Annotated in this window: 24 protein-coding genes; 12 read left to right on the top strand and 12 right to left on the bottom strand. The window is 71.5% G+C overall.

Annotation, left to right across the window (positions count from 1 at the left end; genetic code table 11):
• Positions 1–43: 43 nt before the first annotated feature.
• Genes ACWDZ6_RS02500 through ACWDZ6_RS02490 form a run of 3 tightly spaced genes read right to left on the bottom strand, consistent with a single transcriptional unit; the run spans position 44 to position 2,987 of the window.
• Positions 44–1,357, bottom strand: coding sequence for a bifunctional RNase H/acid phosphatase (locus ACWDZ6_RS02500; protein ID WP_451501344.1), 1,314 nt, complete (start codon positions 1,355–1,357; stop codon positions 44–46).
• Positions 1,357–2,100 (bottom strand): zinc ribbon domain-containing protein, encoded by a 744-nt coding sequence (locus ACWDZ6_RS02495; protein WP_451501471.1) that lies wholly within the window; start codon positions 2,098–2,100, stop codon positions 1,357–1,359. Before ACWDZ6_RS02495 ends, ACWDZ6_RS02500 begins: the two co-directional genes overlap by 1 nt.
• A complete protein-coding gene (locus ACWDZ6_RS02490) occupies positions 2,097–2,987 on the bottom strand; it encodes a Nif3-like dinuclear metal center hexameric protein (RefSeq protein WP_451501343.1) in 891 nt (296 codons plus the stop codon). Before ACWDZ6_RS02490 ends, ACWDZ6_RS02495 begins: the two co-directional genes overlap by 4 nt.
• Positions 2,988–3,296: 309 nt before the next feature.
• On the opposite strand from ACWDZ6_RS02490, the gene ACWDZ6_RS02485 reads away from it, so the two are divergent.
• Positions 3,297–4,463, top strand: a complete 1,167-nt coding sequence (locus ACWDZ6_RS02485) for a hypothetical protein (RefSeq protein ID WP_451501342.1) — start codon at positions 3,297–3,299, stop codon at positions 4,461–4,463.
• A gap of 397 nt (positions 4,464–4,860) precedes the next feature.
• Here the strand turns inward: ACWDZ6_RS02485 and ACWDZ6_RS02480 are convergent, their stop codons facing one another.
• Genes ACWDZ6_RS02480 through ACWDZ6_RS02470 form a run of 3 tightly spaced genes read right to left on the bottom strand, consistent with a single transcriptional unit; the run spans position 4,861 to position 7,805 of the window.
• A complete protein-coding gene (locus tag ACWDZ6_RS02480) occupies positions 4,861–5,802 on the bottom strand; it encodes a 3-oxoacyl-ACP reductase (protein ID WP_451501341.1) in 942 nt (313 codons plus the stop codon).
• A gap of 10 nt (positions 5,803–5,812) precedes the next feature.
• A complete protein-coding gene (locus ACWDZ6_RS02475) occupies positions 5,813–6,898 on the bottom strand; it encodes a Zn-dependent alcohol dehydrogenase (protein WP_451501340.1) in 1,086 nt (361 codons plus the stop codon).
• Between the two features lie 28 nt (positions 6,899–6,926).
• Complete coding sequence (locus ACWDZ6_RS02470) at positions 6,927–7,805, bottom strand: MaoC/PaaZ C-terminal domain-containing protein (RefSeq protein ID WP_451501339.1); 879 nt, start codon at positions 7,803–7,805, stop codon at positions 6,927–6,929.
• Positions 7,806–8,069: 264 nt separating this feature from the next.
• On the opposite strand from ACWDZ6_RS02470, the gene ACWDZ6_RS02465 reads away from it, so the two are divergent.
• The 4 genes from ACWDZ6_RS02465 to ACWDZ6_RS02450 all read left to right on the top strand — a co-directional run bounded on the left by ACWDZ6_RS02465 (position 8,070) and on the right by ACWDZ6_RS02450 (position 11,670).
• Positions 8,070–9,002 carry an ABC transporter ATP-binding protein gene (locus ACWDZ6_RS02465; protein WP_451501338.1) on the top strand — a complete coding sequence of 311 codons (933 nt, stop codon included), beginning with the start codon at positions 8,070–8,072 and terminating at the stop codon, positions 9,000–9,002.
• The gene (locus ACWDZ6_RS02460) at positions 8,999–9,718 is read left to right on the top strand and encodes an ABC transporter permease (protein WP_451501337.1); all 720 of its coding nucleotides are present in this window, start codon (positions 8,999–9,001) and stop codon (positions 9,716–9,718) included. Before ACWDZ6_RS02465 ends, ACWDZ6_RS02460 begins: the two co-directional genes overlap by 4 nt.
• Complete coding sequence (locus ACWDZ6_RS02455; protein WP_451501336.1) at positions 9,715–10,953, top strand: sensor histidine kinase; 1,239 nt, start codon at positions 9,715–9,717, stop codon at positions 10,951–10,953. The genes ACWDZ6_RS02460 and ACWDZ6_RS02455 overlap by 4 nt, the downstream gene beginning before the upstream one ends.
• Before the next feature lie 84 nt (positions 10,954–11,037).
• Positions 11,038–11,670, top strand: coding sequence for a response regulator (locus ACWDZ6_RS02450; RefSeq protein ID WP_451501470.1), 633 nt, complete (start codon positions 11,038–11,040; stop codon positions 11,668–11,670).
• Positions 11,671–11,792: 122 nt separating this feature from the next.
• Here the strand turns inward: ACWDZ6_RS02450 and ACWDZ6_RS02445 are convergent, their stop codons facing one another.
• The 3 genes from ACWDZ6_RS02445 to ACWDZ6_RS02435 all read right to left on the bottom strand — a co-directional run bounded on the left by ACWDZ6_RS02445 (position 11,793) and on the right by ACWDZ6_RS02435 (position 16,661).
• Positions 11,793–13,232: an MFS transporter gene (locus ACWDZ6_RS02445; protein ID WP_451501469.1), complete on the bottom strand. Its 1,440-nt coding sequence runs from the start codon at positions 13,230–13,232 to the stop codon at positions 11,793–11,795.
• Between the two features lie 64 nt (positions 13,233–13,296).
• On the bottom strand, positions 13,297–14,487 hold the full coding sequence (locus ACWDZ6_RS02440) for a lipid-transfer protein (RefSeq protein WP_451501335.1): 1,191 nt from the start codon (positions 14,485–14,487) through the stop codon (positions 13,297–13,299).
• 11 nt (positions 14,488–14,498) lie between these two features.
• Entirely contained in the window at positions 14,499–16,661 is a 2,163-nt protein-coding gene (locus ACWDZ6_RS02435; RefSeq protein ID WP_451501334.1) for an acyl-CoA dehydrogenase, read from the bottom strand.
• 121 nt (positions 16,662–16,782) lie between these two features.
• Between ACWDZ6_RS02435 and ACWDZ6_RS02430 the strand changes: the two genes are divergently transcribed.
• The 5 genes from ACWDZ6_RS02430 (at position 16,783) to ACWDZ6_RS02410 (ending at position 20,902) form a co-directional block, all read left to right on the top strand.
• On the top strand, positions 16,783–17,433 hold the full coding sequence (locus tag ACWDZ6_RS02430; protein WP_451501333.1) for a class I SAM-dependent methyltransferase: 651 nt from the start codon (positions 16,783–16,785) through the stop codon (positions 17,431–17,433).
• A gap of 23 nt (positions 17,434–17,456) precedes the next feature.
• Positions 17,457–18,407: an N-acetylmuramoyl-L-alanine amidase gene (locus tag ACWDZ6_RS02425; protein ID WP_451501332.1), complete on the top strand. Its 951-nt coding sequence runs from the start codon at positions 17,457–17,459 to the stop codon at positions 18,405–18,407.
• Between the two features lie 147 nt (positions 18,408–18,554).
• Positions 18,555–19,373 carry a hypothetical protein gene (locus ACWDZ6_RS02420; RefSeq protein ID WP_451501331.1) on the top strand — a complete coding sequence of 273 codons (819 nt, stop codon included), beginning with the start codon at positions 18,555–18,557 and terminating at the stop codon, positions 19,371–19,373.
• A 120-nt stretch (positions 19,374–19,493) separates the two neighbouring features.
• Positions 19,494–20,504, top strand: coding sequence for an LLM class F420-dependent oxidoreductase (locus tag ACWDZ6_RS02415; protein WP_451501330.1), 1,011 nt, complete (start codon positions 19,494–19,496; stop codon positions 20,502–20,504).
• 104 nt (positions 20,505–20,608) lie between these two features.
• The gene (locus ACWDZ6_RS02410) at positions 20,609–20,902 is read left to right on the top strand and encodes a hypothetical protein (protein ID WP_326649638.1); all 294 of its coding nucleotides are present in this window, start codon (positions 20,609–20,611) and stop codon (positions 20,900–20,902) included.
• A gap of 88 nt (positions 20,903–20,990) precedes the next feature.
• Here ACWDZ6_RS02410 and ACWDZ6_RS02405 read toward each other — a convergent pair whose 3' ends face one another.
• The 3 genes from ACWDZ6_RS02405 to ACWDZ6_RS02395 all read right to left on the bottom strand — a co-directional run bounded on the left by ACWDZ6_RS02405 (position 20,991) and on the right by ACWDZ6_RS02395 (position 24,329).
• Positions 20,991–22,067 carry a prenyltransferase gene (locus tag ACWDZ6_RS02405; protein WP_366734467.1) on the bottom strand — a complete coding sequence of 359 codons (1,077 nt, stop codon included), beginning with the start codon at positions 22,065–22,067 and terminating at the stop codon, positions 20,991–20,993.
• A gap of 2 nt (positions 22,068–22,069) precedes the next feature.
• Positions 22,070–22,804 (bottom strand): class I SAM-dependent methyltransferase, encoded by a 735-nt coding sequence (locus tag ACWDZ6_RS02400; protein WP_326649639.1) that lies wholly within the window; start codon positions 22,802–22,804, stop codon positions 22,070–22,072.
• 199 nt (positions 22,805–23,003) lie between these two features.
• Positions 23,004–24,329 carry a glycosyltransferase family 4 protein gene (locus ACWDZ6_RS02395; protein ID WP_451501329.1) on the bottom strand — a complete coding sequence of 442 codons (1,326 nt, stop codon included), beginning with the start codon at positions 24,327–24,329 and terminating at the stop codon, positions 23,004–23,006.
• A 199-nt stretch (positions 24,330–24,528) separates the two neighbouring features.
• Between ACWDZ6_RS02395 and ACWDZ6_RS02390 the strand changes: the two genes are divergently transcribed.
• Together ACWDZ6_RS02390 and ACWDZ6_RS02385 are read left to right on the top strand one after the other, a co-directional pair.
• A complete protein-coding gene (locus ACWDZ6_RS02390; protein ID WP_351450913.1) occupies positions 24,529–25,161 on the top strand; it encodes a TetR family transcriptional regulator in 633 nt (210 codons plus the stop codon).
• 374 nt (positions 25,162–25,535) lie between these two features.
• The gene (locus ACWDZ6_RS02385) at positions 25,536–26,111 is read left to right on the top strand and encodes a response regulator transcription factor (RefSeq protein ID WP_351450910.1); all 576 of its coding nucleotides are present in this window, start codon (positions 25,536–25,538) and stop codon (positions 26,109–26,111) included.
• Positions 26,112–26,585 lie beyond the last annotated feature (474 nt).

The raw sequence follows: 26,585 nt of genomic DNA, 5'->3' as shown, positions 1-26,585 counted from the left end.
GGTAGAGGGCGTTGCTGGTGGGGTTGGCCTGGTCCGTGTCGCGTCAGCGCAGGTGAGACGTGTCGTTGAGCAGTCGCAGCGACGCGTTGCCGTCCGAGTAGTACGCCACCACCGAGAGCGACGCCGCCGAGAGTTCCATCCGGAACAAGGACTCCGGCGGAGCGCCCAGGGCCAGCCGCACCAGGGTTTTGACCGGCGTGACGTGTGTGACCAGCAGCACCGTGCGGCCGGCATGGCGCGCGAGCAGCTTGTCGCGGGTTGCCGCGACGCGGCGGGCCACCGTCGCGAAGCTCTCGCCGCCGCCCGAGGGCGTCGCCCTCGGCGAGGCCAGCCAGGTCTTCAGATCGTCGGGGTACCGCTCCTGCGCTTCCGCGAACGTCAGGCCCTCCCACGCGCCGAAGTCCGCCTCGCGCAGACCCTCCTCGATACGGACATCGAGGTTCAGGCGGGCCGCGACCGCTTCCGCGGTCTCGCGGCAGCGCTTCAGCGGGGAGCTGACGATCTCCTCGATCGTGCCGCGGGCCGCGAGAGCGGTCGCGACCGCGTCGGCCTGGCGCCGGCCCACCGCAGACAGTGAGGGGTCGCTGCCGCCGCTGCCCGAGAAGCGCTTCTCGGGAGTGAGGGGCGTCTCGCCGTGGCGGAGGAGGACGAAGGTGGCCGGGGTGCCGAGGTCGGCGGGGCCCCAGCCGACCGTCGGGGTCGCCGCCTCGGTCTCGAGGCTCCCGGTGGCTGTGGCGACGCCGGAGGACTCCGTACGGCCCGCGCCCGCGGACCCGGCCGCGCCGGAAGACTCCGTACGGCCGGAACCGGTCGAAGGGCCGCCCGCCAGCGCCGCCCTCGCCCTCGCCGCGCCGGCGGTCGCGTCGCCCACCACGCGCGCCGCAGCCGCGTCCCGCGCGTCATGCGCGTCCAGGGCCGCCGTGGAGCGCGACGGCTCCCACTGCTTGCCCTTCCTGCCCGCGTCCATCGCCTCGTTGGCCAGCCGGTCCGCGTGCTTGTTCTTCTCGCGCGGGATCCACTCGTACGTCACCCGGGCGGGCGGCAGGATCCGCGCGGCCTCCGCCGCGAGCGGCTTCATGTCCGGGTGCTTGATCTTCCAGCGGCCCGACATCTGCTCGACGACCAGCTTGGAATCCATCCGGACACGGACCCCGGCCTCGGGGTCGAGGGCCTTCGCGGCCTTCAGCCCCGCGATCAGGCCCTTGTACTCGGCGACGTTGTTCGTCGCCACACCGATGTACTCGGCCACCTCGGACAGGGGCTCGCCCGTCTTCGGGTCGAGCACGACCGCGCCGTACCCCGCCGGGCCCGGATTCCCCCGGGAGCCGCCGTCCGCCTCGACGACGAACTCCCGCATTACAGGCCCGACTCTGCGGTGCGGACCAGAATGCGGCGGCAGTTCTCACAGCGCAGCACCGTGTCCGGCGACGCCGCCTTGACCTCGTTCACCTCGGTGATGTTGAGCTCCAGCTGGCAGCCCTCGCACCGTCGCTGGTAGAGGCGGGCCGCGCCCACCCCGCCCTGCTGGACACGCAGCTTCTCGTACAGCTTCATCAGATCGGCAGGTACGGAGCCGCCCGCGACCTCGCGCTCCTTGGTGACCGAGGCGACCTCGCCGTCGATCCGCTCCTGCGCGGCGTCCCGGCGCGCGGTCGCATCGTCGAGCTTGGCCTGGACGGCGGAGACCCGCCCGGTCAGCTCGGAGACACGTTCCTGCGCGGACTCCCGGCGCTCCATGATCTCGAGGACGACGTCCTCGAGATCACCCTGGCGCTTGGCGAGCGAGACGATCTCTCGCTGCAGGTTCTCCAGGTCCTTGGGCGAGGTGACGGCGCCCGAGTCGAGGCGCTGCTGGTCGCGTACGGCGCGCTGGCGCACCTGGTCGACGTCCTGCTCCGCCTTGATCTGCTCGCGGGCGGTGTCGCTCTCCTCGGTCTGCGCGGCGACCAGCAGGTCGCGCAGCTGCGTGAGGTCCTTGGTGAGCGACTCGATCTCGGCGAGCTCGGGCAGCGAATTGCTCTTGTGGGCGAGCTGCGACAGTCGTACGTCGAGGGCCTGGACGTCGAGGAGTCGGATCTGGTCGGCGGGCGCGGCGTTCAGTTGGGGGCTCCAGGAGAAGAGGAATCGGAAGGGGCGCGCGAAGCGCTCCCGGGCAGTTCGGCGGCGGGGGCGATCTGGGCGGACCAGGGGTCGGTGACCGTGTGCGAGACGTGGACCCGAAGGCCCCAGCCGTGCCGGTCGGAAATCTCGTCGAGCTGGGCGGCGGCCTGCTCGCACCAGGGCCACTCGGTGGCCCAGTGAGCGGCGTCGACCAGCCCGAGGGGCGAATGCTGCGTGGCTTCGGAGGCCGGGTGGTGGCGCAGGTCGGCGGTGAGGAACGCATCCACACCCGCGGCCCGCACCTGGTCGAAGAGGCTGTCGCCGGAACCGCCGCTGACCGCGACGGTACGGACGACCGCGTCCGGATCGCCGGCGATCCGGACGCCCTGCGCGGTGCCCGGCAGTCGCTTCGCCGCGCGCGCTGCGAACTCCCGCAGCGTCTCGGGATGGTCCAGCTCGCAGATCCGGCCGAGGCCGCGGTGACCGCTCGGATCCGTGGCATCCGGCACCAGGGGGCGTACGACCCGGAGGTCGAGCGCGCCCGCGAGGGCGTCGGAGACTCCGGGGTCGGCGGTGTCCGCGTTGGTGTGCGCGACATGCAGGGCGATGTCGTGCTTGATCAGCGTGTGCACGACACGGCCCTTGAAGGTGGAGGCCGCGACCGTGGTCGTACCCCGCAAATAGAGCGGGTGGTGCGAGACGATCAGCTGGGCGCCGAGGCCGATCGCCTCGTCGGCGATCTCCTGCACCGGATCGACGGCGAACAGAACCCGGCTGACCTGGGCTTCCGGGTCCCCGCAGACCGTGCCGACGGCGTCCCACTGTTCGGCCCGCTCGGGAGGCCAGAGGGCGTCGAGCGCGGCGAGGACTTCCGACAGACGGGGCACGGGAACAGGTTACCCGCGCTCCGTGCTCCGTCGGCCTGGGAGCCTTGTTCGACCGCTGCCGCTGCTTGATCGAATACGTACGCGGAGTGTCGGACACGTGCCTGCCGCCGTCGGCGCGGGACAATCACGTGCTCCCGATCCGTGGCTCGGGAGCGCCCTGCTTCAGGCACCGCTGCCCCGCTGAGCACAATCGCCCCCTGCCCCTCAGGCGAATCCCCGCTCGGCCACCCTTATGTGTGAAGTGGGGTCTCACCTGTTGTTCGGCAGGAAGTGCGATACCTAGCTTCAGTCACCGGAGGTGACGTGCCGATGACAGCCTGTGCCATCGAGACCGCCACGGAGGACGGAACCGTGGGGAGTCCGGGATTCACGATGACCACGGACGGGACCTACGCGGCCCGGCTGGCGGGGGACGGAGAGGCCCTGTTCCCCGAGCGGTGGACGCTCGACGGACCCGAGCCGTATGCGGTGCCCCTGCCGCTCGGCCAGCCGGAGGAGCGCGACGCCGAGGTGCTGCCGCTGGCCGACGGGCGGGTGCTCATCCGGCGGCGGGTGGCGGGCAGGCATGCCTTCTCGCTGCTGTATCCGACGGGGCCCGGGACCGGTGAACTGCCGCTCGGCTGGATCGAGTCGGCGCAGCTGACGCTGCTGCCGCCGTCGCCGGACGGTGTGTGCGCCTACGCCCTGGCGCCGGGCGCGAAGTCCAGCTCTATCTGGCTGGTGGCGGGCGGCGCGTACGGACCCGAGCATGTCGCCGAGGTGCCGGGCCGCTGCTCGGGCGGGGTGTGGCTGGACCGTACGGGGCGGATGCTCGCCCTGGACCGGCAGTGGGACGAGGGTCCGGTCAAGGCGGTGGCGGTCGATCTGGAGCGGGGCGGGGAGGTGACGCCGCTGCTGCAGATCACCGAGGAGAGCGACGACCGGCTGCTGCTGGCGGAGCCGGACAGCGGACTGCTGCTGATCCGCTCGAACGCGCCGGGCCACGGCCGGCTGGGCTGGGGGGTGCTGGGGAGTCTGCGGCCGGTGCGCTTCCCGGAGTGTCTGCGGCTCGCGGACTGCGCGGTGACGCCGTTCGCCGTACAGCCGGGGCAGGCGCTGATGCCGGAGAGCTGCGCGGTGGCGCTGCGGATCGACGGGGCGGCGGGGAGCTGGCTCGGCCTGTGGCGTCCTTCGGGCCGGCGGCTGCATCAACTGGCCGCGCCGGACGGGTGGTTGGCGGGTGCCGGGCTGTGGAGCCGGGAGGGGGTGCTGCAACTGCCGTACACGACCCGGGCGGTGCCGTGCGGGGTGGCGCGGATCGACGGGCCGGCGGACCTCTTCGTACCTGAAGTGACGGACGGCAGGGCGGTGGTCACAGAACCGGCACAAGCGGAACGCGCAGGTGAGGAACCGTCCGGGGACGTCGGGACTCCTGTTGTGTGCAGGCCGGTTCCTTTGCAGCAGGCGCCTCTCACCGGGCGTACGGCCCCTGATTAAATTCTGGGGCCGGGCTGCTCACCGCACCGACCGTACGCCGGCGGTGACGGGTTCGTAGGTGTGGGCGGGGGCCCTGCGACACGTAATTCAGCGATCACGACGGGGTGACTTCCCACATGTCTGAAGCCCGAACCGACACGACCCAGGAGCGTCCGCACGGTGCGGCCGCCGTCCAGGCCGAAGCCGGCGGCGCCGGAAAGCACCGGGGCGGTGCGGCCACGACGGAGGAGTCTGCGACTCCGGCGCACGGGCGGCACCGCCGTCCCGGGGAGGTAGGCAGCGCGGTCGGGGGCGGAGCCCCGCGGCTCCGCCCCGGACCCCCGCTCCTCAATCGCCGGAGGGCTGAAACCGAGCCCGTCCGGCGATTGAGGCCGAGCCGGCCGCCGGACCGACCCGGTCACCCCCGCTTGAGCCCCAGAACCTCCGCCGCCGCGAACGTCTCCCCCGGTGGCCGGTCCGCATAGTGCGGGGTGAGCAGCGCGTCCAGCTCGTCGTAGCTGAACGCCTCCTTCGATGTGTCGAACTTCGCGGCCACCCTCGGCCGTTCGACGATCGCCACCATGCCGCCGTGCACGACGAGCAGCTGGCCGTTGACCTTGGCCGCCGCCGGAGAAGCCAGATAACCCACCAGCGGCGCGACGTGCTCCGGCGCCAGCGGGTCGAGCCCGCCGTCCACCGGTTCCGCGAAGCCCGCGAAGACGTCCTCGGTCATACGGGTCCTGGCCCGCGGGCAGATCACATTGGCCCTCACTCCGTACTTGCCCAGCGCCAGCGCCGTGGACGTGGTGAGGCCGACGATGCCGCCCTTCGCCGCCGCGTAGTTCGGCTGTCCCGCGGAGCCGGCGAGGAATGCCTCCGACGACGTGTTGACGATCCTGCCGTAGACCGGGCCGCCCGCCGCCTTGGAGCGCTCGCGCCAGTGGACCGCCGCGAAGCGGGTCGTGTTGAAGTGGCCCTTGAGGTGGACCCGCACGACCGAGTCCCACTCCTCCTCACTCATGGAGAAGACCATCCGGTCGCGCAGGATGCCCGCGTTGTTGACCAGGATGTCGAGCTTTCCGTGGCGGGAGACGGCCAGCTCGACAAGCTCACGGGCCTGCTCGAAGTCGGAGACGTCCCCCCGGTCGGCCACGGCGGAGCCGCCCGCCGCCCGGATCTCGGCGGCGACCTCCTCGGCCGGCGCGGCCGAGGCCTCTCCGGAGCCGTCGCGGCCGGGCCGGCCGAAGTCGTTGACGACGACGCTTGCGCCGAGCCGGGCCAGTTCCAGCGCTTCCGCGCGGCCGAGGCCGCGGCCCGCCCCGGTGACGATCGCGGACAGGCCCTCCAGTGGCAGAGACATCCGGTTCCCCTCAGATTTCGATGCAGGTACGCAGCGCCTCGCCCGTACGCATCTGGGCCAGCGCGTCATTGATCTCCGCGAGCCGCACCCGGTGGGTGATCAGCCCTTCGAGATCGATCCGGCCCGCGCGCCACAGGGCGATGGCACGCTCGTACGAGGTGAGTACGTCCCCGCCGCCGTACATGGACGGCAGGATCCGCTTCTCGTCGAAGAACAGCTCGAACATGTTGAGCTGAAGGAAGTCGTCCATGGCGCCCGCGCCGACGATGCACAGGGTGCCGCCGCGCCGGGTCGTCTCGTACGCGGTGCGGGCCGTCGCCGACTTGCCGACGACCTCGAAGACGTAGTCGAAGCCCTCGCCCGCGGTGAGCTCCTGCTTGGCGTCGGCCAGCTCGTCGGGCGAAACGGCCTCCGTGGCACCGAACTTGAGGGCTGCCTCACGTCGGCTCGCGACCGGGTCGACGGCGACGATCCGGGCCGCGCCCTTGAGCCTGGCGCCCTGGATCGCGGAGATGCCGACTCCGCCGCAGCCGATGACGGCGACCGAGGAACCCGCCGCGACATCAGCGGTGTTGATGGCCGATCCGAGGCCCGTGGTCACTCCGCAGCCGATCAGCGCGGCGATGTCGAAGGGCACATCGTCGGGGATCGGTACGGCGCAGCCCGCGTCGACGACGACCTCCTCGGCAAAGGTGCCGGTGCCCGCGAAGCCGAAGACATCGGAAGGGCTTGCGCCGGAACGCCTGAAGTTGGGGGTGCCCGCGTTCATGAAGCCGGCGAGACAGAGCTGGGTCTGGCCGCGTTTGCAGGCGGGACAGACACCGCACGCGGGCAGCCAGCACAGCAGCACCCGGTCGCCCTGCTTGAGGCCGCTCACACCGTCGCCGACGTCGATGATCTCGCCGGCACCCTCGTGCCCCGGGACGAAGGGCGCGGGCTGCGGCAGCACGCCGTTCATCGCGGAGACGTCGGAGTGGCACAGTCCGGTGGCCCGGACCCGGATCTTGACCTTTCCGGGGCCGAAGCCCACCGCCTCGATGTCGTCGAGGACTTCGAGCTTGTCCTGCCCTGTCTCGTGCAGTACGGCTGCGCGCACGGTGCGGCTCCCCTCAGGAGTGATCGGCTCAGAAGTGATCGACAATGGTGTCGGCGAGGACCGGCGCGTCGTCCCTCTCGACGGCCGTCACCGAGACCTGGACGCGGGCCGGTTCGAGGCAGCGCCACATCCTGATGCGCAGGGTCTCGCCGGGGAAGACCACCCCGGCGAAGCGTGTGGTGTACGAGCGGACGCGGGTGACGTCCCCGCCGAGCATCGTGTCGACGACCGCCTTGAGCGTCATGCCGTACGAGCAGAGCCCGTGCAGGATCGGCCGGTCGAAGCCGGCGAGCCTGGCGAACTCGGGGTCGGCGTGCAGCGGGTTGAAGTCGCCGGAGAGCCGGTAGAGCAGCGCCTGGTCCTCGCGGATGGCGCGCTCCACGGTCCGCTCCGGGGCGCGGCCGGGGAGTTCGATGCGCCGGGAGGGGCCGCGGTCGCCGCCGAAGCCGCCTTCTCCGCGTACGAAGATCTGGGCGTCGCTGGTCCACAGCGGGCCCTTGTCGTCGGCCGCTTCGGAGCGCAGGACGAGGATCGCGGCCTTGCCCTTGTCGTAGACCGCCGCGATGCGGGAGGTCGATACGGCCCGGCCTTCGACCGGGATCGGCCGGTGGATCTCGACGCTCTGTCCGCCGTGCAGTACGGATGCCAGGCCGATGTCGAGGCCGGGTCCGGTGAGCCCGCCGATGACGCCCATGCCCGCGCCGGCGACGGTGGCGAAGCTGGGCAGCACATGCAGCTTCGACTCGAGGGTGTAGCGCAGTTCGTCGGGGTCGGTGGCGGGTCCCGGGGTGCCCTGGAAGGAGCCGGAGCCGAGACCCAGGTGGTAGAGCAGGACGTCTTTGTGGTCCCAGCCGATCTCGGCGCTGCGGGGCTCCGCGGCGACGGCCTTGGCGGCATCAATGGGCATGAGGATGCTGCTCCTTGAGGAGTGGAAGACCTCGGCGCGGCCGTCCGCACCGTCGGCCGCACCGAGGTCGCACGGGACCGGCCCCGGCGCCCATTCTAGAACGCGTTCTAGGCCGATGGCCCCTATGTATAACGCAGGCCCCAGCACTTGTGAAGACTGCTGACGCCATGTCAGGAGCGGTCGCTCACCCAGGACATTTGTCACTGCCGAGTCCGTACATGCGCATCTGCCGGGACCCTGTGCCCGCTCCGTAGCGTGATCCACATGACGCAGACGCAGTTGCAGACGACAGACAGCGAGGCGGCGGTGAGCTTCGCGGGGGCGGCCAAGGTCTTCGGTGAGGTGCGCGCCCTTGACGGCATCGACCTCGGCATCCGGCGCGGCGAGACGGTCGCCCTGCTCGGCCGGAACGGCGCCGGCAAGTCCACCGCCATCAGCCTGATGCTCGGCCTGAACGACCCCGACGCCGGCCAGGTCCGGCTCTTCGGCCGCACCCCCGGGCACGCGGTGAGCGCCGGACGTGTCGGCGCGATGCTCCAGGACGGCCGCCCGATCCCCCGGGTGACCGTGCGCGAAGTGGTCACCTTCGTGGCCGCCACCTACCCGCGGCCGCTGCCGGTCGCCGAGGCGCTGGAGCTGGCCGGGCTCACCGAACTCGCGGACCGCCGCGCCGACCGGCTCTCCGGCGGCCAGGTCCAGCGCGTCCGCTTCGCCGTCGCGCTGGCCGGCAACCCGGAGCTGATCATCCTCGACGAGCCGACCGCGGCACTCGACGTCGAGGCGCGGCACGCCTTCTGGAGGTCGATGCGCGGCTACGCCGAGCGCGGTAACACCGTGCTCTTCTCCACCCACTACCTGGAGGAGGCCGACGACAACGCCGACCGGATCGTCGTCGTCGACCGCGGCAGGATCGTCGCCGACGGCACGAGCGAGGAGCTCAAGCGCTCGGCCGGCGGCAATCTCGTCTCCTTCGACCTGGCGGGCCACAGCACCGAGGGGCTCACCCTGCTGCCCGGCGTCGTCTCCGTGGAGGTACGGGGCGACCGTGCCCGGCTGCGTACGGACGACTCGGACGCGACCGTCGTCGCACTCGCCGCACTGGGCGCGATCCGTGGCCTCGAAGTCGCCCCGGTCTCCCTCGATGACGCCTTCCTCGCCCTCACCTCGACCTCGCCCGAACTGGAGACAGTGCGATGATCACCGCCTACCTCAAGCTGGAAGTGCGCCGCACGCTGCGCGACACCGGATTCGTGATCTTCGGCATAGGCATGCCGGTGATGATGTACCTGCTCTTCACCAACCTCGGCGAGAACGCCTCCGAGTGGAAGACCGCCTCCATGGTCGGCATGGCCGCGTACGGAGCGCTCGGCGCCGCCCTGTCCACCGGCGGAGGGGTGGCCGAGGACAAGGCACTCGGCTGGCTGCGGCAGTTGCGGATCACGCCGATGAGCCCGCGCCAGGTCGTCACCGGCCGCGCGCTCACCGGCACGGTGACCGTGCTGCCCGCGATCGTCGCCGTCCTCGCGGCCGGCGGTCTGCTCAACGGCGTACGGCTGGAGGCATGGCAGTGGGCGGCGCTGGCCGTGCTGCTCTGGCTCGGCGCGCTCCCGTTCACGCTCCTCGGCCTCGGCAACGGCTACCGGCTCTCCGCGCAGACGACGGGCGTGGTGAACATGGCCTGCAATCTGGGGCTCGCGGTCGTCGGCGGACTCTGGTTCCCGGTGGCCCTGTTCCCCGACTGGCTGCGCTCGCTGTCGCGGTACACCCCGGCCAACCGCTTCGCCGACCTGGGCTGGTCGACGACACAGGGCCACGCGCCCGGCCTCACCACGGTGACGGTGCTGCTGGGCTGGCTGCTGGTGTTCGGCTCGTACGCGGTGGTCTCATACCGTCGGGCCGCGAGGACGGCATGACGGGAGCGACGATGCGCGGGAAGAACGACTGGTACGCCGCGCGGATGGACGCCTGGAGGGCCAACCGGACCGGGCACCGGAAGGCCGGATGGCGGACCTGCGGGAAGGCCGGACAGCGGGGCGCCGAGGAGATGGGCCCGCCCAACGGCTTCGCCATGCTGCCGTGGCTGCTGATGGGGATGGGCGCCTTCTCCAACCTCCTCCAGGGAAAGACCCCGAACCCCTGGATCGGCGGCCTGGGCCTGCTCGTCTTCAACTCCCTCTACGTCTCGGTGGTGTTCCGCGCCTTCAACAAGGAGGCGCGGGAGGCGCCCGCCACCCGCCGGCTGCTGGTGGCGATGACCGCGGTCACCTGTGGCCTCGCCATCGGGTACGGCGGCAGCTGGCTGCTCTTCTTCCCGCTCCTCGGCCTGGCCGTCGGCTCGGTCGTGCGGGGCCGCGGGCTCGGCCCGACCGTGCTGGGCCTGAGCGCCCTGGCCGGGGTGATCGCCGGGGTGCGGGACGGCTGGGGTGCGGTCAATGTCGCGTACGGGACGTTCATCTCCGGCATGGTGACCGCCGCCATCCTCGCCCTGTCCGAGACCGTGCGTGAACTCCGGGACACCCGGCAGGAGCTGGCCCGCACCGCCGTCGAGAAGGAACGGCTGCGGTTCTCCCGCGATCTGCACGATCTGCTCGGCCACACCCTCTCGGTGATCGTGGTCAAGTCGGAGGCCGCGCGCCGCCTCGCCCCGCGCGACATGGAGTCCGCGATCATCCAGATCACGGACATCGAGTCGGTGGGCCGCCAGGCCCTCACCGAGATACGCGAGGCGGTGACCGGCTACCGCGAGGGGAGCCTCGCCACCGAACTGGACCGGGCCCGCTCGGCGCTCACGGCGGCAGGCATCGAACCGGTGGTCCGCCAGTCGGGCCCGCCGCTCGAACCGCAGACGGCGGCACTGCTGGGCTGGGTGGTCCGCGAGGCGGTGACCAATGCGGTACGCCACAGCGGCGCGGCCCGCTGCGAGATCGCCCTGGAGGGCACGCCGGAGCGTGTGCGCCTCACCGTCGCCGACGACGGGCGGGGCGCGGAGGCCGTGCCCGCCTCGTCCGGCGGCACGGGTCTGAAGGGGCTGAGCGAACGCCTGTCGGTCTCGGGCGGCTCCCTGGAGGCGGGTCCTTCTCCCCGGGGCGGTTTCCGGGTTCGGGCCCAACTCCCCGTGGACGCGGTCCAGTCGGCGCCGAGCTGCTGATCGCCCTGGGGCCGGGACCGCTTTGACCTGCTACGCATCGCAGCCGAACCCCCCGATCCGCCCTACCCTTACGCCGTGGAAGAGATGCCCCGGGATCACCGGCCCGCCAAGTCCGTACGCGTACTCCTCGCCGAGGACCAGGGCATGATGCGCGGCGCGCTCGCCCTGCTCCTCGGGCTGGAGCCGGACATCGAAGTCGTCGCACAGGTCGCCCGGGGCGACGCCATCGTCGACACCGCGCTCACCACGCGCCCCGACGTGGCCCTCCTCGACATCGAACTGCCCGGCCGCAGCGGCCTCGACGCGGCCGCAGACCTGCGGGACGAGGTCCCCGACTGCCGGGTACTGATCCTCACCACCTTCGGGCGCCCCGGCTATCTGCGCCGCGCGATGGAAGCCGGAGCCGCGGGCTTCCTGGTCAAGGACGGGCCCGTGGAGGAACTGGCCGGGGCGATCCGCAGGGTCCTGACCGGCGAGACGGTCATCGACCCGGCCCTGGCCGCGGCGGCCCTGAGCGCGGGCCCGAGCCCGCTCACCGCGCGCGAGCGGGAGGTCCTGAACGCATCGGTGGACGGGGCGACCGTGTCCGACATCGCGGGGACGCTGCATCTGTCCGAGTCGACGGTACGGAACTACCTGTCGTCGGCGATCGGCAAGACGGGCACGCGCAACCGCATGGAGGCGGTGCGGGCGGCGCGGCAGCAGGGCTGGCTGTAACCCCGGGGCTCCGCCGGAACATTCAAGCCCGGCGACTACCGGGGGCTCCGCCCGAACATTCAAGCCTGTCCGACGATTGAGGACACGCCCGAAGGGCGTACGGGGTCCGGGGTGGAGCCCGGCTACGACTCCGCCCGCCGCGGCAGCCAAAGCACCATCAGCACGGCCGCCGCCAGCAGCAGCCCCGTCCCCGTACGGAACGCCAGCGCATACCCGGCCGTCAGCGCCTCCGGATCCGTGCCGCCCGCCGTTCGCGCCGCCGCGACCGTGGACAGAACGGCGAGGCCCAGCGCGCCGCCCATCGTGCGCGAGGTGTTGATCAGCCCCGCGACCAGGCCCGCGTCGCCCGGCCCCGCGCCCGATGTGGCGAGCGAGGCGAGCGGCGTCGCGGCGAGTCCGACGCCGGCCATCATCAGGATGCCGGGGCCGAGGATCGAGGTGAGGTACGTGCCGTCGGCGGTCATGGTGGTCTGCAGGCCGAAACCGGTCGCGGCGACCAGCGCGCCGATGACGGCGACGTTCCTGGCACCGGCCCTGGCCATCAGCCGGGGTGCCAGCTTCGAGCCGACGATCACGCTCAGCGAGCTGGGGATGAGCGCCAGACCCGCCTGGAACGGCGTGTAGCTCAGCACATTCTGCGCGTACACCGTCATGAAGAACCACATCGCGAAGGACGCCGAACCGCAGACCAGCATCGCCACGTTCGCCGCGGAGACCGCCCGCGACCGGAACACCTTCAGCGGCATCAGCGGCGCCGCGGTCCGCTTCTCCACCGCCACGAAGACCCCTAGCACCGCAAGCCCGCCGAGCAGCGGCAGCAGTGTGGCGGGCGCGGTCCAGCCCGACTCCTCGGTCTGCACGATGCCGTAGGCGACCGCCGCGAGGCCGCCGGTGACCAGCACCGCGCCCGGCAGGTCGAGCCGGCGGCCGTCGCCCGCCCGGCTCTCGGTGAGCCGGATCGCCGCGACCACCAATACCAGAGCACCGAACGGCACATTGATCAGCAACACCCAGCGCCAGGACAGCAGATCGGTGAGGGCGCCCCCGACGAGCCCGCCGGCCGCGCCGCCCGCCGCGCCCACCGCCGTCCAGGTGGCGATCGCCCGGGCCCGCGCGGGGCCCGGCGGCACAGCCGCCGTCACGATGGTCAGGGTCGCCGGGGCGAGCACGGCCGCGCCCAGGCCCTGTACGGCGCGGGCTGCGAGCAGCTGCCAGCCCTCCTGTGCGAGCCCGCCGGCGACGGACGCTGCAGTGAACAGGCCGAGCCCGACGAGGAACATCCGCTTGCGGCCGAAGATGTCAGCGGCCCGGCCGCCGAGCAGCATGAAGCCGGCGAAGGCGATGGAGTACGCGTTGAGCACCCACTGCAGGCCGGTCGTGGAGAGCCGGAGGTCGGCGCGCATCGAGGGGAGCGCGACATTGACCACGGACACGTCGAGGACGACGAGGAACTGGCCGGCGCACGCGGCGAGAATCACCGCCCAGGTACCTGAGGACCGGGCGGCGGATGCCGGTATGAGGGGCTGCTGGACGTCCGAGGAGGCTTGGGCCATGACGGTCATGGTCGCAGCCACCCGGCGGTCCGTACATCGGTAAATCGATGTACGGACCAGGGGCCCGCCGGACCTAGGACCTCCGCAGCAGTGTGACGACCGCGGCCCCGCCGAGCCCGATGTTGTGCGCGAGCCCGATCCGCGCCCCGTCCACCTGCCGCGGACCCGCCTCGCCCCTCAGCTGCCGCACCAGCTCGGCCACTTGGGCCAGTCCGGTGGCGCCCAGCGGATGCCCTTTGGAGATCAGGCCGCCCGACGGATTGACCACCCATCGTCCGCCGTAGGTCGTCGCACCGCTCTCCACCAGCTTTCCGGACTCGCCGTCCGGGCACATGCCCAGCGCCTCGTAGGTGAGCAGCTCATTGATGGAGAAGCAGTCGTGCAGCTCCACGACGTCGACGTCCTCGATGCCGAGTCCGGAGCTCTCGAAGACCTGCCGACCGGCCGCCCGGGACATCGGCTTGCCGACGACGTCGATGCAGGAGCCGGACGCGAAGGATTCGCCGGTGTCGGTGGTCATCGACTGCGCCGCGATCTCCACGGCCTTGTCGTGGAGCCCGTGCCGGACGACGAAGCGCTCGGAGACGACGACCGCGGCGGCCGACCCGTCGGAGGTGGGCGAGCACTGGAGCCTGGTCAGCGGCCGGTGGATCGTCTTCGCCGCGAGAATCTCGTCGACCGAATAGACCTCCCGGAACTGGGCGTCGGGGTTGCCCGCCGAGTGCTTGTGGTTCTTGGCGCCGACGGCGGCGAGCTGCGCCTCGGTGGTGTCGTACCGCTCCATGTGCTCGCGGGCGGCGTTGCCGAAGATCTGGGCGGTGGGGGGACTCGCCCCGAAGCCGTGCCCGGCGGCCATGACGCCGTAGTGCCGGGCGACGGGTGAGGTCTCGAAGGCGCTGCCGCCGGAGCCCGCGCCGAGCGCCCCGCGGGTCATCTTCTCGAAGCCCAGCGCCAGTACGCAGTCGCTGATACCGCCCTCGACGAACTGCCGCGCCATCATCAGCGCCGTCGAGCCGGTCGCGCAGTTGTTGTTGACGTTGTAGACGGGCACGCCGGTCAGACCGAGTTCGTACGCGGCCCGCTGGCCCGCCGTCGATGCCTGGAAGCAGTAGCCGACAGGCACCTGCTCGACGAGGTCGTACGAGATCCCGGCGTCGGCCAGCGCCTGCGTCCCCGCCTCCTTCGCCATGTCCCAGTACTGCCACTCGCGGGTCTCGGGCTTCTCGAATTTCGTCATCCCGGCGCCGACGATGTAGCTCTTCATTGCGTACTCCTTCAGTCCCGCGGGAGGCCGAGGATGCGCTCGGCGACGACATTGAGCTGGACCTGCGTGGTGCCGCCCGCGATGGTCAGACAGCGCGACATGAGGAAGCCGTGCACAGCCCGCTCACCGGCTCCTTCGCACAACGCGCCCTCGGGGCCGAGCAGTTCGAGACCCAGCTCGGCGACCTTCTGCTGATGGGAGGTCTGGAGGAGTTTGCGTACGCTCGCGCCCGCCCCCGGCTCCAGGCCCGACACCTGCTGCAGAGTGGTCCGCAGGCCGATGCAGGCGAGCGCGTGCGCCTCGGCGGCGATGGCTCCGATACGGCACCGACAGGCCCCGTCCGCCTCGGCCGCCCGCGCGATCAGCGCCTCGAGTCCCGTGTCGAAAGTCAACTGGTGGGCCATGTGCACGCGTTCGTTGCCGAGAGTGTTGCGGGCGACCTTCCAGCCGTCGTCGACCTGCCCGACCACGGCGTCGTGCGGGAGCAGCGCCCCGTCGAAGTACACCTCGTTGAAGAGCGACTCCCCGGTGATCTCCTTGAGCGGCCGGATGTCGATCCCCTCGGTGTTCTTCATGTCCACGAGGAAGTACGTCAGTCCCTGATGCTTGGGAGCCGCCGCATTCGTGCGGGCGAGCAGGATCCCGTAGTCGGCCCACTGCGCGGCGCTCGTCCACACCTTCTGGCCGGTGATCCGCCAGCCGTCGCCGGTCCGTTCGGCCCGCGTGCGCAGCGACGCCAGATCGGACCCGGCGCCCGGCTCCGAGAACAGCTGGCACCACCGCAGCTCGCCGCCCAGGGTCGGCCCCAGGAACCGCTCCCGCTGTGCCGGACTCCCGTACGCGATGAGCGAGGGCACCACCCACGTCGCGATCCCGAGGCCGCCGGTCCGCACCCCGGCGGCCCTCAGCTCCTCCTGTACGACGAGCTGCTCGAGGGGTCCGGCGCCGCGGCCGTACGGCTTCGGCAGATGCGGGGCGGCATACCCGGTGGGGGCAAGGGCCCGGCGTGCGGCAGCGGGATCGAGACCCCGCACGCCCTCGGCCGCCGCCCGCGCCGCACCCCGGTACCTCTGCGCCTCCGCGGGCAGCTGAAGGCGCAGCTCGCGCCGCGCTCCCCGTGCCGCGAGCCGCACGGCCCGCAGCCGGTGGCTGTCACCGGGGCCCAGCAGCTGACGCGCGACAAGCGCCCGCCGCAGATACAGATGCGCGTCGTGCTCCCAGGTGAAGCCGATTCCGCCGAGCACCTGGATGCAGTCCTTGGCGCAGCTGTACGCGGCGTCCAGCGCGCTCCCGGCGGCGAGCGAGGCCACCAGGCCCCGTACGCCCGGGCACTCGTCCACCGCGCGCGCCGCGTCCCACGTCAGCGCCCTCGCCTGCTCGACGCGCACCAGCATGTCGGCGCAGAGATGCTTGATCGCCTGGAACCGCCCGATGGGCTGTCCGAACTGCTCGCGCACCTTCGCGTACTCGGCGGCGGTCTCCAGCGACCGTGCCGCCACCCCGCAGGCCTCCGCCGCGAAGAGCACGCCGGCCAGATCCCGTACGAGCGCGGTGTCGACCGTGAGGACCCGCGGCTGCGGGACGACGACCCCGTGCGCCGCCACCTCGGCGGTCGGCCGGGTCGGATCGGCACTCTCATGGGCGCGTATCGCGAGCGCTTCCGCGTCCACGGCGGCCCAGACCGTGCCGTGCGCCGTCTCTGCGGCGAGCAGCAGCAGATCGGCCTGCGCTCCGGCGAGGACGGGCGGTGCGGTCCCGTCGAGCAGGTAGCCGCCGTCGACGGCGACGGCGGTGAGAGTGCCGGTCCCGAGCGCCACGGCCCCGATCCGCCGGCCGTCCGCGAGCGCGGCGACCAGCTCGTCCCGGCCCGAGCGCCGCAGTATCTCGGAGGCGAGGACGCTCACGAGATACGGCCCCGGCAGCACGCCCCGTCCCGTCTCCTCCAGGACGACGGCCAGATCGAGGAGCGTGCCGCCTGCGCCGCCGTACTCCTCGCGGAGATGAACGCCGAGGAGCCCCTGCTCGGCGGCGCCGTCCCAGTGGCCGGGGCGGCCGACCGCGCTGGAGGGCACATCGAGGTGTTTGCGCACCTCTTCGGGCGGCACCGCGCGTGCCATCCAGCCGCGTACGGACCGGGCCAACTCCCGCTGCTCCTGCGTGATTCCGATGCCCATGGGCGGCAGACTAGAACACGTTCCAATCTGACGGTAGGTCAGACGACGGGCTTCCTGTCCGCGCCGTGCGCGGGATACGGCACCATGGGCGGCCAGGACACCTGTACGACCAGGAGGAACCATGGCCGCCGCGCCCAAGCCGGAGACCCTCGCCGCCTTCGAGGCGGCCAAGGGCTTCATGCCCGTGACCGAGGGCCTCGCCCTCTACGCGGCCGCGGCGGAGGCGGGCGCGCTCGGGCTGCCGCTGCTCGAGGTGGGCACCTACTGCGGGCGCTCGACCATCCTGCTCGCCGACGCCGCCCGCGAGGCGGGCACGACGGCCGTCACGGTCGACCACCACCGGGGCAGCGAGGAACAGCAGCCGGGCTGGGACTACCACGACCCGACCGTCGTCGACCCGGAGGTCGGCGAGATGGACACGCTGCCGACCTTCCGCCGCACCCTGCACAAGGCCGGCCTCGAGGACCACGTCATCGCCGTCGTCGGCCGCTCCCCGCAGGTCGCGAAGATCTGGGGCACACCGCTCGGCCTGGTCTTCATCGACGGCGGCCACACCGACGAGCACGCGGGCGGCGACTACGAGGGCTGGGCGCCACATGTCGCCGACGGCGGCATGCTGGTGATCCACGACGTCTTCCCCGACCCGGTCGACGAGTGGACCGGTCAGGCCCCGTACCGCGTCTACCTCAGGGCACTCGCGTCCGGCGCGTTCACCGAGGTCTCGGTGACCGACTCACTGCGCGTCCTGCGGCGTACCGGAACGGGGATCTGAGCGGCCGGGCTAGCATCGCGAGGGTGTCGTACGACGAGAACTGGCCTCCCACACCGCCGCGCCGCTCCGGCCGCGGCAATCTCACGATCGCGATTGCCGCGCTGGTGCCGACCGCGCTGGCGGGCTGGCTCGTCTGGGAGTCGATGAGCGGCCCGGACGAGAACGAGCCGCCGAAGGCGCTGCCGAGCCGGTCGGCCGCCGTCGGCAAGCCCGCCCCTCCGATCACGCCGTCGCCGTCGGCCACCTCCACCACCGCCTCACCCGCACCCTCGCCGTCGAAGGGGAAGGCCGGAGCGTCGGGACCGCTCGCCGGCAGGGTGGTGGTCGTCGACCCAGGACACAATCCCGGCAATTTCCAGCACACGAGCGAAATCAACAAACTCGTGGATATCGGAACCAATCGCAAGGAATGCGACACGACGGGCACGTCCACCAACGCCGGTTACACCGAAGCCGAATTCAGCCTCGATGTTTCACAACGTCTTCGCACGCTGCTCGAGAAGCAGGGCGCGACGGTGAAATTCACTCACACCGACGACCGGCCGTTCGGCCCCTGTGTGGACGAACGGGCACGGATCGGCAACAAGGCCGGGGCCGATGCGGTGATCTCCATTCACGCCGACGGCTCGGCCACCGGCAACCGCGGCTTCCATGTGATCCTTCCCGCCCTGGTCAAGGCGGGTGCGGCGGACACCGCGAAAATCGTCGGCCCCTCGCGCGACCTCGGCGAGCGGATCGCCGGAAAGTTCGTACGCGCGACCGGCAGCGCGCCCTCCAACTATGTGGGCGGCGGCACCGGGTTGGACGTGCGCGAGGATCTCGGCGGCCTCAACCTGTCCACCGTGCCCAAGGTGTTCATCGAATGCGGCAATATGCGTGACCCGAAGGATGCCGCTCTGCTGACAAGCTCCAACTGGCGGCAGAAAGCGGCACAGGGAATGGCGGACGGCATCAGCAGCTACCTCGACCGGTAACTCCTGTACCCGGCAGACGGCCGGATCGGGCAGACGATAGATTCACCTCTACGATGGGGAGTCACCCCCGAGCTCCGTGCCGTGCACACCGCCGCAACGGCGGCAGCGACGACCGCCCCGATGACACGACCGACGAAGGACTTTTACGTGAACATCCGCTCCCTCACTCGAGGCGATGGCGTGGTGATCGGAGCAGCGGTGTTGCTGTTCATCGCCTCGTTCCTCGACACGTTCGACTGCTCCGGCAGCAACTGCGACGGCGTGCCGAACGCCTGGGACAACGGTTCCCTGCTCCTGAGTGTCTACTTGGCCGGCATCATCGGCGCCGCACTGATCGTCATCTCGCGCGGGCTGCCGCAGCCGCCGAAGGTCATCGGGCTCGACCTCGGCCAGCTCGGCGTCGCCCTGACCGTCTTCACGGCGTGGAGCTCGCTCGGCGCGATCTTCGACCCGGCGGGCTCCCTGGATGTCGGCAGCAGTGTCGACGCCGGCACCGGCCTCATTCTCGGCTTCATCGCCGCGCTCGTCCTGGCCGCCGGCGCGGTCTGCTCGCTCATCGTCCCGGCGTTCAAGGCCCCGCTCCTCGGCGCCCCGAAGCCGGCCGCGCAGCCGTACGGCGCGCAGCCCGGTATGGCCGGCGGCTACGGCTACCCGGGTGCCCAGCAGCAGCCCTACGGCGCGCAGCCCGGCCAGCCCCAGCCCTACGGCGCCCAGCCGGGCCAGCAGCAGTCGGCCCCGGCCGCGCCGCAGAACGCCGGTGGCGCCGCGGACTTCACGCCGTTCTGGTTCGCGGTGCCGGTGGCCCGTCCGCTGTACGGCGAGGACGGTTCGCCGACGCCGATCGCCGAGCTCGCTCCCGGCACCTGGTACCTCGCGGTCGAGCAGCGCGGTCCCGGCCTGGTGGCCCAGACGCAGGACGGCCGTCGTGGCGTGCTTCAGGACACCTCGGGTATCCAGCGCGGCTGACGCACACCGCGCAAGCGGCTGCGCGAACGGTCCGCAGAGCGGCCCCTCGCCCTTCCGGGCGGGGGGCCGTTGGCGTACCCTGACGAGCCGTCAGAAAGGTATCGCTGGAGGGGACACGGCATGCGACTCGGACTCGCTCTCGGGTACTGGGGCCGCGGCCCCGACCCCGCCCATCTCGATCTCGCGCGCGAGGCCGAGCTCCTGGGCTACGACTCCGCATGGACGGCGGAGGCCTGGGGTTCCGACGCCTTCACCCCGCTGACCTGGATCGCGGCGCACACCACCCGGATCCGACTCGGCACGGCGGTGGCGCAGATGGCCGCCCGTACGCCCACCGCCACCGCGATGCACGCACTCACCCTGGACCACCTGTCCGGCGGCCGGATGATGCTCGGACTCGGCCTGTCGGGGCCGCAGGTGGTGGAGGGCTGGTACGGGCGGCCCTTCCCGAAGAGCCCGCTGACGGCGACCCGCGAGTACGTCGATGTGATCCGCCAAGTCCTCAGGCGCGAGGCCCCTGTCGAACTGGCGGGCCGCTTCCACTCCCATCCGTACCGAGGAGAGGACGCCAGTGGCTTCGGCAAAGCGCTCAAGCCGATCACGCATCCGCTGCGCGCCGGGCTGCCGCTGCTGCTGGGCGCGGAGGGTCCGAAGAACATCGCCCAGACGGCGCGTATCGCCGACGGCTGGCTGCCGCTGTACTGGTCGCCGATGCGCACGGACGTCTACGAGGCCTCGCTCAGCGGCATCTCCGACGGGTTCATGATCGCGCCGATGGTCCGCTCCCAGGTCTGTGCGGATGTGGCGGAGGGCCTGCTGCCCGTGAAGGCGATGCTCGGCTTCTATATCGGCGGCATGGGCCACGCGGCGCGGAACTTCCACGCCGATCTGATGGCCAGGATGGGCTTCGAGTCCGAGGCCCGCCGTATCCAGCAGCTGTTCGCCGACGGCCGCCGCGACGAAGCCGTCCATGCCGTCCCCGACGCCTTCGCCGACGAGATCTCGCTGGTCGGTCCGCGTGAGCGGATCGCGGAACGCCTGGAGTTGTGGCGCAAGGGCCCGGTCACGGACCTGCTGGTGACGGCTCCGGACCCGCACACCCTGCGCGTCCTGGCGGAGCTGAACTCCTAGCCCCGCTCCGCGTCCGCGCCGAGCGATTGCCGCCTGCCACCGTGCGGAAGCATCCGGAAGGGCCTGACTGGTTTCACGCGCTCACAAGCGGTAACCCGATGCCCATGAGTCCTCGTCATCACAACGGAACGAATCAGGCCGCGACGGTCATCATGATCGTTGCCGATGTCATGGCCGTCATCCTCGGCCTCTGGATCCTGATGTACCTGCTGGACGCCAACCGCGCCAACGACCTGGTGAACTTCGTCCAGGACACCGCGCGCTGGCTCGCCGGCTGGTCCTACGACCTGTTCACCTTCGACGAAGCCTGGGCGCGCGTCGTCGCCGGCTACGGCCTGGCGGCGGTGGTGTACCTCTTCATCGGCCACGCGGTGGCGGGCCGGCTGCGACGCCACTAGAGCATGTCCTCGAGCAGCGCCGAGGGGCTGACATTGCCCCTCGGCGCTCAAGGAGGCGCGGCCCGGGGCGGAGCCCCGTCTCCGGGCCCTAGCAGCAGTCGGGAACGAGCCCCTTCGGCAGTCGTTCCCCGCTGAAGACCGCGGTGGTCGCCTCGTCGCCCCCGAGGGCGGCCACCGCCAGCAGCAGCGAACCCGCTGTCCAGGTGGTGAGTTCCTCCGGCCACATGGCCCGGTCTCCCTCGAAGACGTACCCCGTCCAGTACATGCCGCCCTCGGCGCGCAGATGCTGGATGGACTGAAGGATCTCCAGCGCCCGGTCGGACTCGCCCATCACCCACAGCGCCAGGGCGAGTTCACAGCTCTCACCGCCGGTCACCCACGGGTTGGGCAGCACGCACCGTACGCCGAGGCCCGGTACGACGAAGTCGTCCCAGCCCTCCTCGATACGGGACTTGGCCTCCGGGCCGGTCAGCGCACCGCCGAGGACGGGGTAGTACCAGTCCATCGAGTAGCGGCTCTTGTCGAGAAAACGCTCGGGGTGCCGGCGGATCGCATGCGCGAGGGCGCCCGCCGCCAGCTCCCAGTCGGGCTGCGGCTCCTCGCGCTCCTCGGCGATCGCCAGCGCGCAGCGCAGCGCCTGGTGGACCGACGAACTACCCGTCAACAGCGCGTCATTGACCGGCGTCCCGTCCGCCTCCCGCTTCCAGCCGATCTGGCCGCCGGGCTGCTGCAGCGCCAGTACGAACTCGATCGCGGCGAAGACGGCCGGCCACATCCGGTCGAGGAACATGTCGTCGCCGGTGGCCAGGTAGTGGTGCCAGACGCCGACGGCGATGTACGCGCAGAAGTTGCTCTCGCGGCCCCGGTCGGTGGGTCGGTCCGCCTCGCCGTCGTGGTACGCGGCGTACCAGGATCCGTCCGCGTTCTGATGCCGCCTCAGCCATTCGTACGCGCGGGCCGCGGCCTCGTGCTCGCCCGCCGCGTCCAGCGCCATGGCCGCCTCGGTGTGGTCCCACGGGTCGAGGTGATGCCCTCTGAACCACGGGATCGCGCCGTCCTCGCGCTGCAGGGCGAGTATCCCGGCAACGGTCTCGAGGGCTTCCTCCGATGTGAGGACCCCGGGCAGGACAAGGTGTTCTGTACGGCCGGGGCCGCTCCTGGACACAGTCACTTGGCGGCCACTGCGGGCAGGTGCGGCTTGGTCGCGTACGCCACGAAGCTCTTGCCGATCAGCGGGTTGAGCGCCTGCTCGGCGAGCCGCGTGGCCAGCGGCTTCTTCATGATGTCCCAGACCAGCAGCTGGTGGTACGCCTTGACCGGCAGGGCCTTGTCGTTGTCGACGCCGAAGGCGCACTTGAGCCACCAGTACGGCGAGTGCAGCGCGTGTGCGTGGTGCGTGCCGTACGGCTTGAGGCCGGCTTCCTTCATCTTGCCGAGCAGCTCGTCGGCCTTGTAGATACGGATATGGCCGCCCTCGACCTCGTGGTACGCGTCGCTCAGCGCCCAGCAGATCTTCTCGGGGCCGTAGCGCGGCACCGTGACGGCGATCCGCCCGCCGGGCCTCAGCACCCGCACCATCTCGGCCAGCACACCCTTGTCGTCCGGGATGTGCTCCATGACCTCGGAGATGATCACGACGTCGAAGGACTCGTCGGGGAACGGCAGATTGAGCGCGTCGCCCTCCATGGCGGTGGCGGTGGCACCCTCCGGGGCCTCCCCGGCCTCCTTCATCGCGGCGAACCACTTCGCGACCTCGCGGATCTCCTCGCCGTTCTGGTCGAGGGCCACGACCTGCGCACCGCGCCGGTAGCACTCGAACGCGTGCCGGCCTGCGCCGCAGCCCAGATCGAGCACGCGGTCGCCTGCGGCGAGCGGGAAGCGGGAGAAGTCGACGGTCAGCACGAAGACCTGCTTTCGCGGTCGGGGGTTCGAGTACGCGGGTCCGCAGTGCGGTCCGGATTCATGAGCCTGCGGCCCACACTTATGGCCGCGGGGCGGCCGGGACACCGGGCCGCGGAGGGGGCCGGTGCCTGTGGCGCGGAGCGCCCAGGATGCCGGGAACCGGTACCGGCCCGGGTACGCCGCGCCTGGTGGAGGCGGGTCACCGGGCGACCCCCCGCGCCGCGGACCGGGGCTCGCGGCTGGCGATCGCCTCGCGGTAGTGCTCGGCCGTACCGATCGCCGCCTGCCTCCAGGTGAACCGCGCCAGCACCCGCTTCCGGCCCGCCGCCCCCAGCCGTACGCGCAGCGCCTCGTCACCCAGCAGCCTGCCCAGAGCCGCGGCGAGCGCACCCGCGTCGCCCGGCGGCACGGCCAGGCAGGTCTCCCCGTCCGGGCCCGCGACCTCGGGGATCGCGCCGCCGGTCGTGGCGAGAAGCGGCGTGCCCGTCGCCATCGCCTCCGCGGCGGGCAGCGAGAAGCCCTCGTACAGCGAGGGCACACACGCGATTTGCGCACTGCGCACCAGGTCGACCAGTTCGGCGTCGGAGATGCCCTTGACGAACTCGACGGCGTCCTCGAGGCCGTACCGCTCGATCAGCTGCGCGACGGGTCCGTCCTCCGCGCGTTTGCCGACGACGACGAGATGCGCGGCGGGATGCTCCGTACGGATCTTCGCCAGGGCCTCGACAAGATGGACCAGGCCCTTGAGCGGGACGTCCGCGCTGGAGGTGGTGACGATCCGGCCGGGGATCTCCGCGACCGCCGGGTTTGGCGAGAAGAGGTCGGTGTCGGCCCCGATATGGACGACATGGACGCGGTCGGCTCGTACGCCGAGGTGATCGACGATCTCCTGCTGCGAGGAACCGGAGACGGTGAGCACCGAAGGCAGCCGGCGCGCGACCCGCTTCTGCATCCGCGTGAAGCCGTACCAGCGGCGTACGGATGCGCGCCTGCGCCAGCCGTCCGCCGCGTCCAGGTCCAGCTGCCGGTCGACCGTGATCGGGTGGTGAATGGTGGTGACCAGCGGTGCGCCGAGGTCGCCGAGCAGCCCGTACCCGAGCGTCTGGTTGTCGTGGATGACGTCGAACTCGCCACGCCGCGCGGCCAGATGGCGCCGGGCGCGCAGCGAGAAGGTCAGCGGCTCGGGAAAGCCGCCGGTCCACATGGTCGCGACCTCGAGCGCGTCGATCCAGTCGCGGTACTCGTCGCGCTTCGGCGTACGGAACGGGTCCGGGCTCCGGTACAGGTCGAGGCTGCCCAGTTCGGTGAGCGGCACGCCGTCGTCGAGTACGGGAAAGGGCTGCGCGCCGATCACCTCGACGCTGTGGCCGAGGCGGGCGAGCTCGCGCGAGAGATGCCGTACATAGACGCCCTGGCCGCCGCAGAAGGGGTTGCCCTTGTAGGTGAGGAGCGCGATGCGCAGCGGCTCGTCACCGCCGCCTGACCTGCCCGGACGAGGGCCGGCCTCTATGGCCTCAGCGGTCACTCACGGCCCCCTTCTCACTGCCTCTTCGCCGGAGCGTAACCGCTCGCGCTAATCTAGAACAAGTTTCAGACTTGATCGCTCAAGGAGCTTCGAATCTACCGGCAGGTAGCGCTGCTGTAAGGGCCGGATCAGGTGATTCGCGCCACGACGGAGGCCCTGCCATGCTGTGCGATCCGGACTCGTACATGGAACGGGACATATGACAGCCGAAGCCAAGCCGGTGGTGCCCGCGTCGCCGCCCCTGACGGAACGCCAGGAGGCGCGCCGGCGTCGCATCCTGCACGCCAGCGCTCAGCTGGCCAGCCGAGGCGGCTTCGACGCGGTACAGATGCGCGAGGTCGCCGAGTCCTCGAGCGTCGCGCTCGGCACGCTCTACCGCTACTTCCCCTCCAAGATCCATCTGCTGGTCGCCACCATGCAGGACCAGCTCCAGCACATGCACACGACTCTGCGGAAGAAGCCGCCGGGCGGGGACAGCGCGGCGGAGCGGGTTGCCGAGACCCTGATGCGGGCCTTCCGCGCGCTCCAGCGCGAACCGCATCTCGCGGACGCGATGGTGCGGGCGCTGACCTTCGCGGACCGCAGCGTCAGCCCCGAGGTGGACACGGTCTCCCGCCAGACCACGGCGATCATCCTGGACGCCATGGGGCTGGAGAATCCGACACCCGAGCAGCTCTCCGCGGTCCGCGTGATCGAGCACACCTGGCACTCGGCGCTGATCACCTGGCTCTCGGGGCGCGCCTCGATCGCACAGGTGAAGATCGACATCGAGACGGTGTGCCGGCTGATCGATCTGACGACCCCGCCCGGGCCGGTCAAGGGCCGGGGCTAGACGGCTTTCGGGCACCGCGCCGGGGCCGGGCCGTCAGGCCGGAGTTCGCCGGACACTTCCCGCCACACCAGTGGTCGCGGCCGCCCATCGCGCCCCGCGCACGTCTCTCCCCAACCGGCGGCAGGCGGGCCGGACTCCCGTTCGACCGCCCCAGGGGTCTCGATGGCAACGCGCGTGCGCCGGTTGCACACTCCGGGGTTCACGCGCGGCACGTGCGCCCCCCTTGCCCCCCCTTGGCTTGTTCTGCGACTGCATGAGGACGGAAGCCAGCCAAGAATGTTCGTTCGCGCCGGACGGGGCATCCGGTGAGCGGTGAACGGTCAACTGATGGGGGACAGAACGTGATCCGGGTACTTCTCGTGCACGATGTCGGTATGTTGCGGTCGGCGCTGGCGGAGAGACTCGCCGGAGAGCCCGACCTGGAGGTCTACGACGCGCCCTGGCGCAGTGCGCCGGGCCGGGCGCGATTACTCCGCCCCGACGTGTGCGCGGTGGACCTGGACTGTTCCGAGTCGTACGGCATCGCGCCGCTCGGCGAGCTGCCGGAAGGCCGGACCGGTACGGGAAGAAGACCGTTGCTGGTCCTTGCCAACGCAAACCGGCCAGGTCCGCTCCGGCGGGCTGTCGAGGCGCACGCCTGCGGTTTTGTCGACAATGAGGGCACGCCCGAGAATCTGATCGCCGCCATCCGCAAGGTGGCCGGGGGGGAACGCTTCATCGATGACTCACTGGGCTTCGGCTTTCTGCGCGCATCTCAGATTCCGCTGACCAAGCGGGAGTTGAATGTGCTGTCACTGGCCGCCGAGGGAGCCTCGATCACCGACATAGCGAACAGTCTCCATCTGTCCAACGGCACGGTGCGCAACTACATGGCGGCCATCACCCGTAAGACCGGCGCGCGCAACCGGGTCGACGCCATAAGGATCTCCCAGGGCGAGGGCTGGGTGTGAGAGCCCCGAAGGCCCTGTCGGTTCGCGCGGCAGCAGGACGAGCGGGCCGGCGGCTCCTCGTGGTGCCGTACTCCGGGTGCGTCCCGTCCATCACCGGCACGCGGCCGCCCGGCGGGCCGAGCCGGTCCGGTGCGCGACGGCATATCGGCGTGCCGCCGGGCCGGGCGGCGAACATCCGCCCGGCACGCGCCTCGGCCGCCGGGTCGAGGCTCCAGATCGCCTCGTCGAGCGGCACGGGCGGCATGAGGGACGCGGCGCGGCATGGGCATGGGCGAGCCGCAGGCAGGCGAGTGCGTACGGTCCGCCTCGAAGCCTTCACGGTCACCCGGCGCGACGAACCCCGGGCCGGGGGGGGGGGGGGGGCCCCCCCCCCCCCCCCCCCCCCCCCCCCGGGGGCGGGCCCCCCCCCCCCCCACCACACGGGGGTTTGGGTGACCCCGACCCGCCCCGTGAAAGGCGCCCCCCGGCTAGAAG

Source organism: Streptomyces sp. NPDC002926, from assembly GCF_053591755.1.
This window is presented reverse-complemented; position numbering and strand designations above follow the sequence as displayed.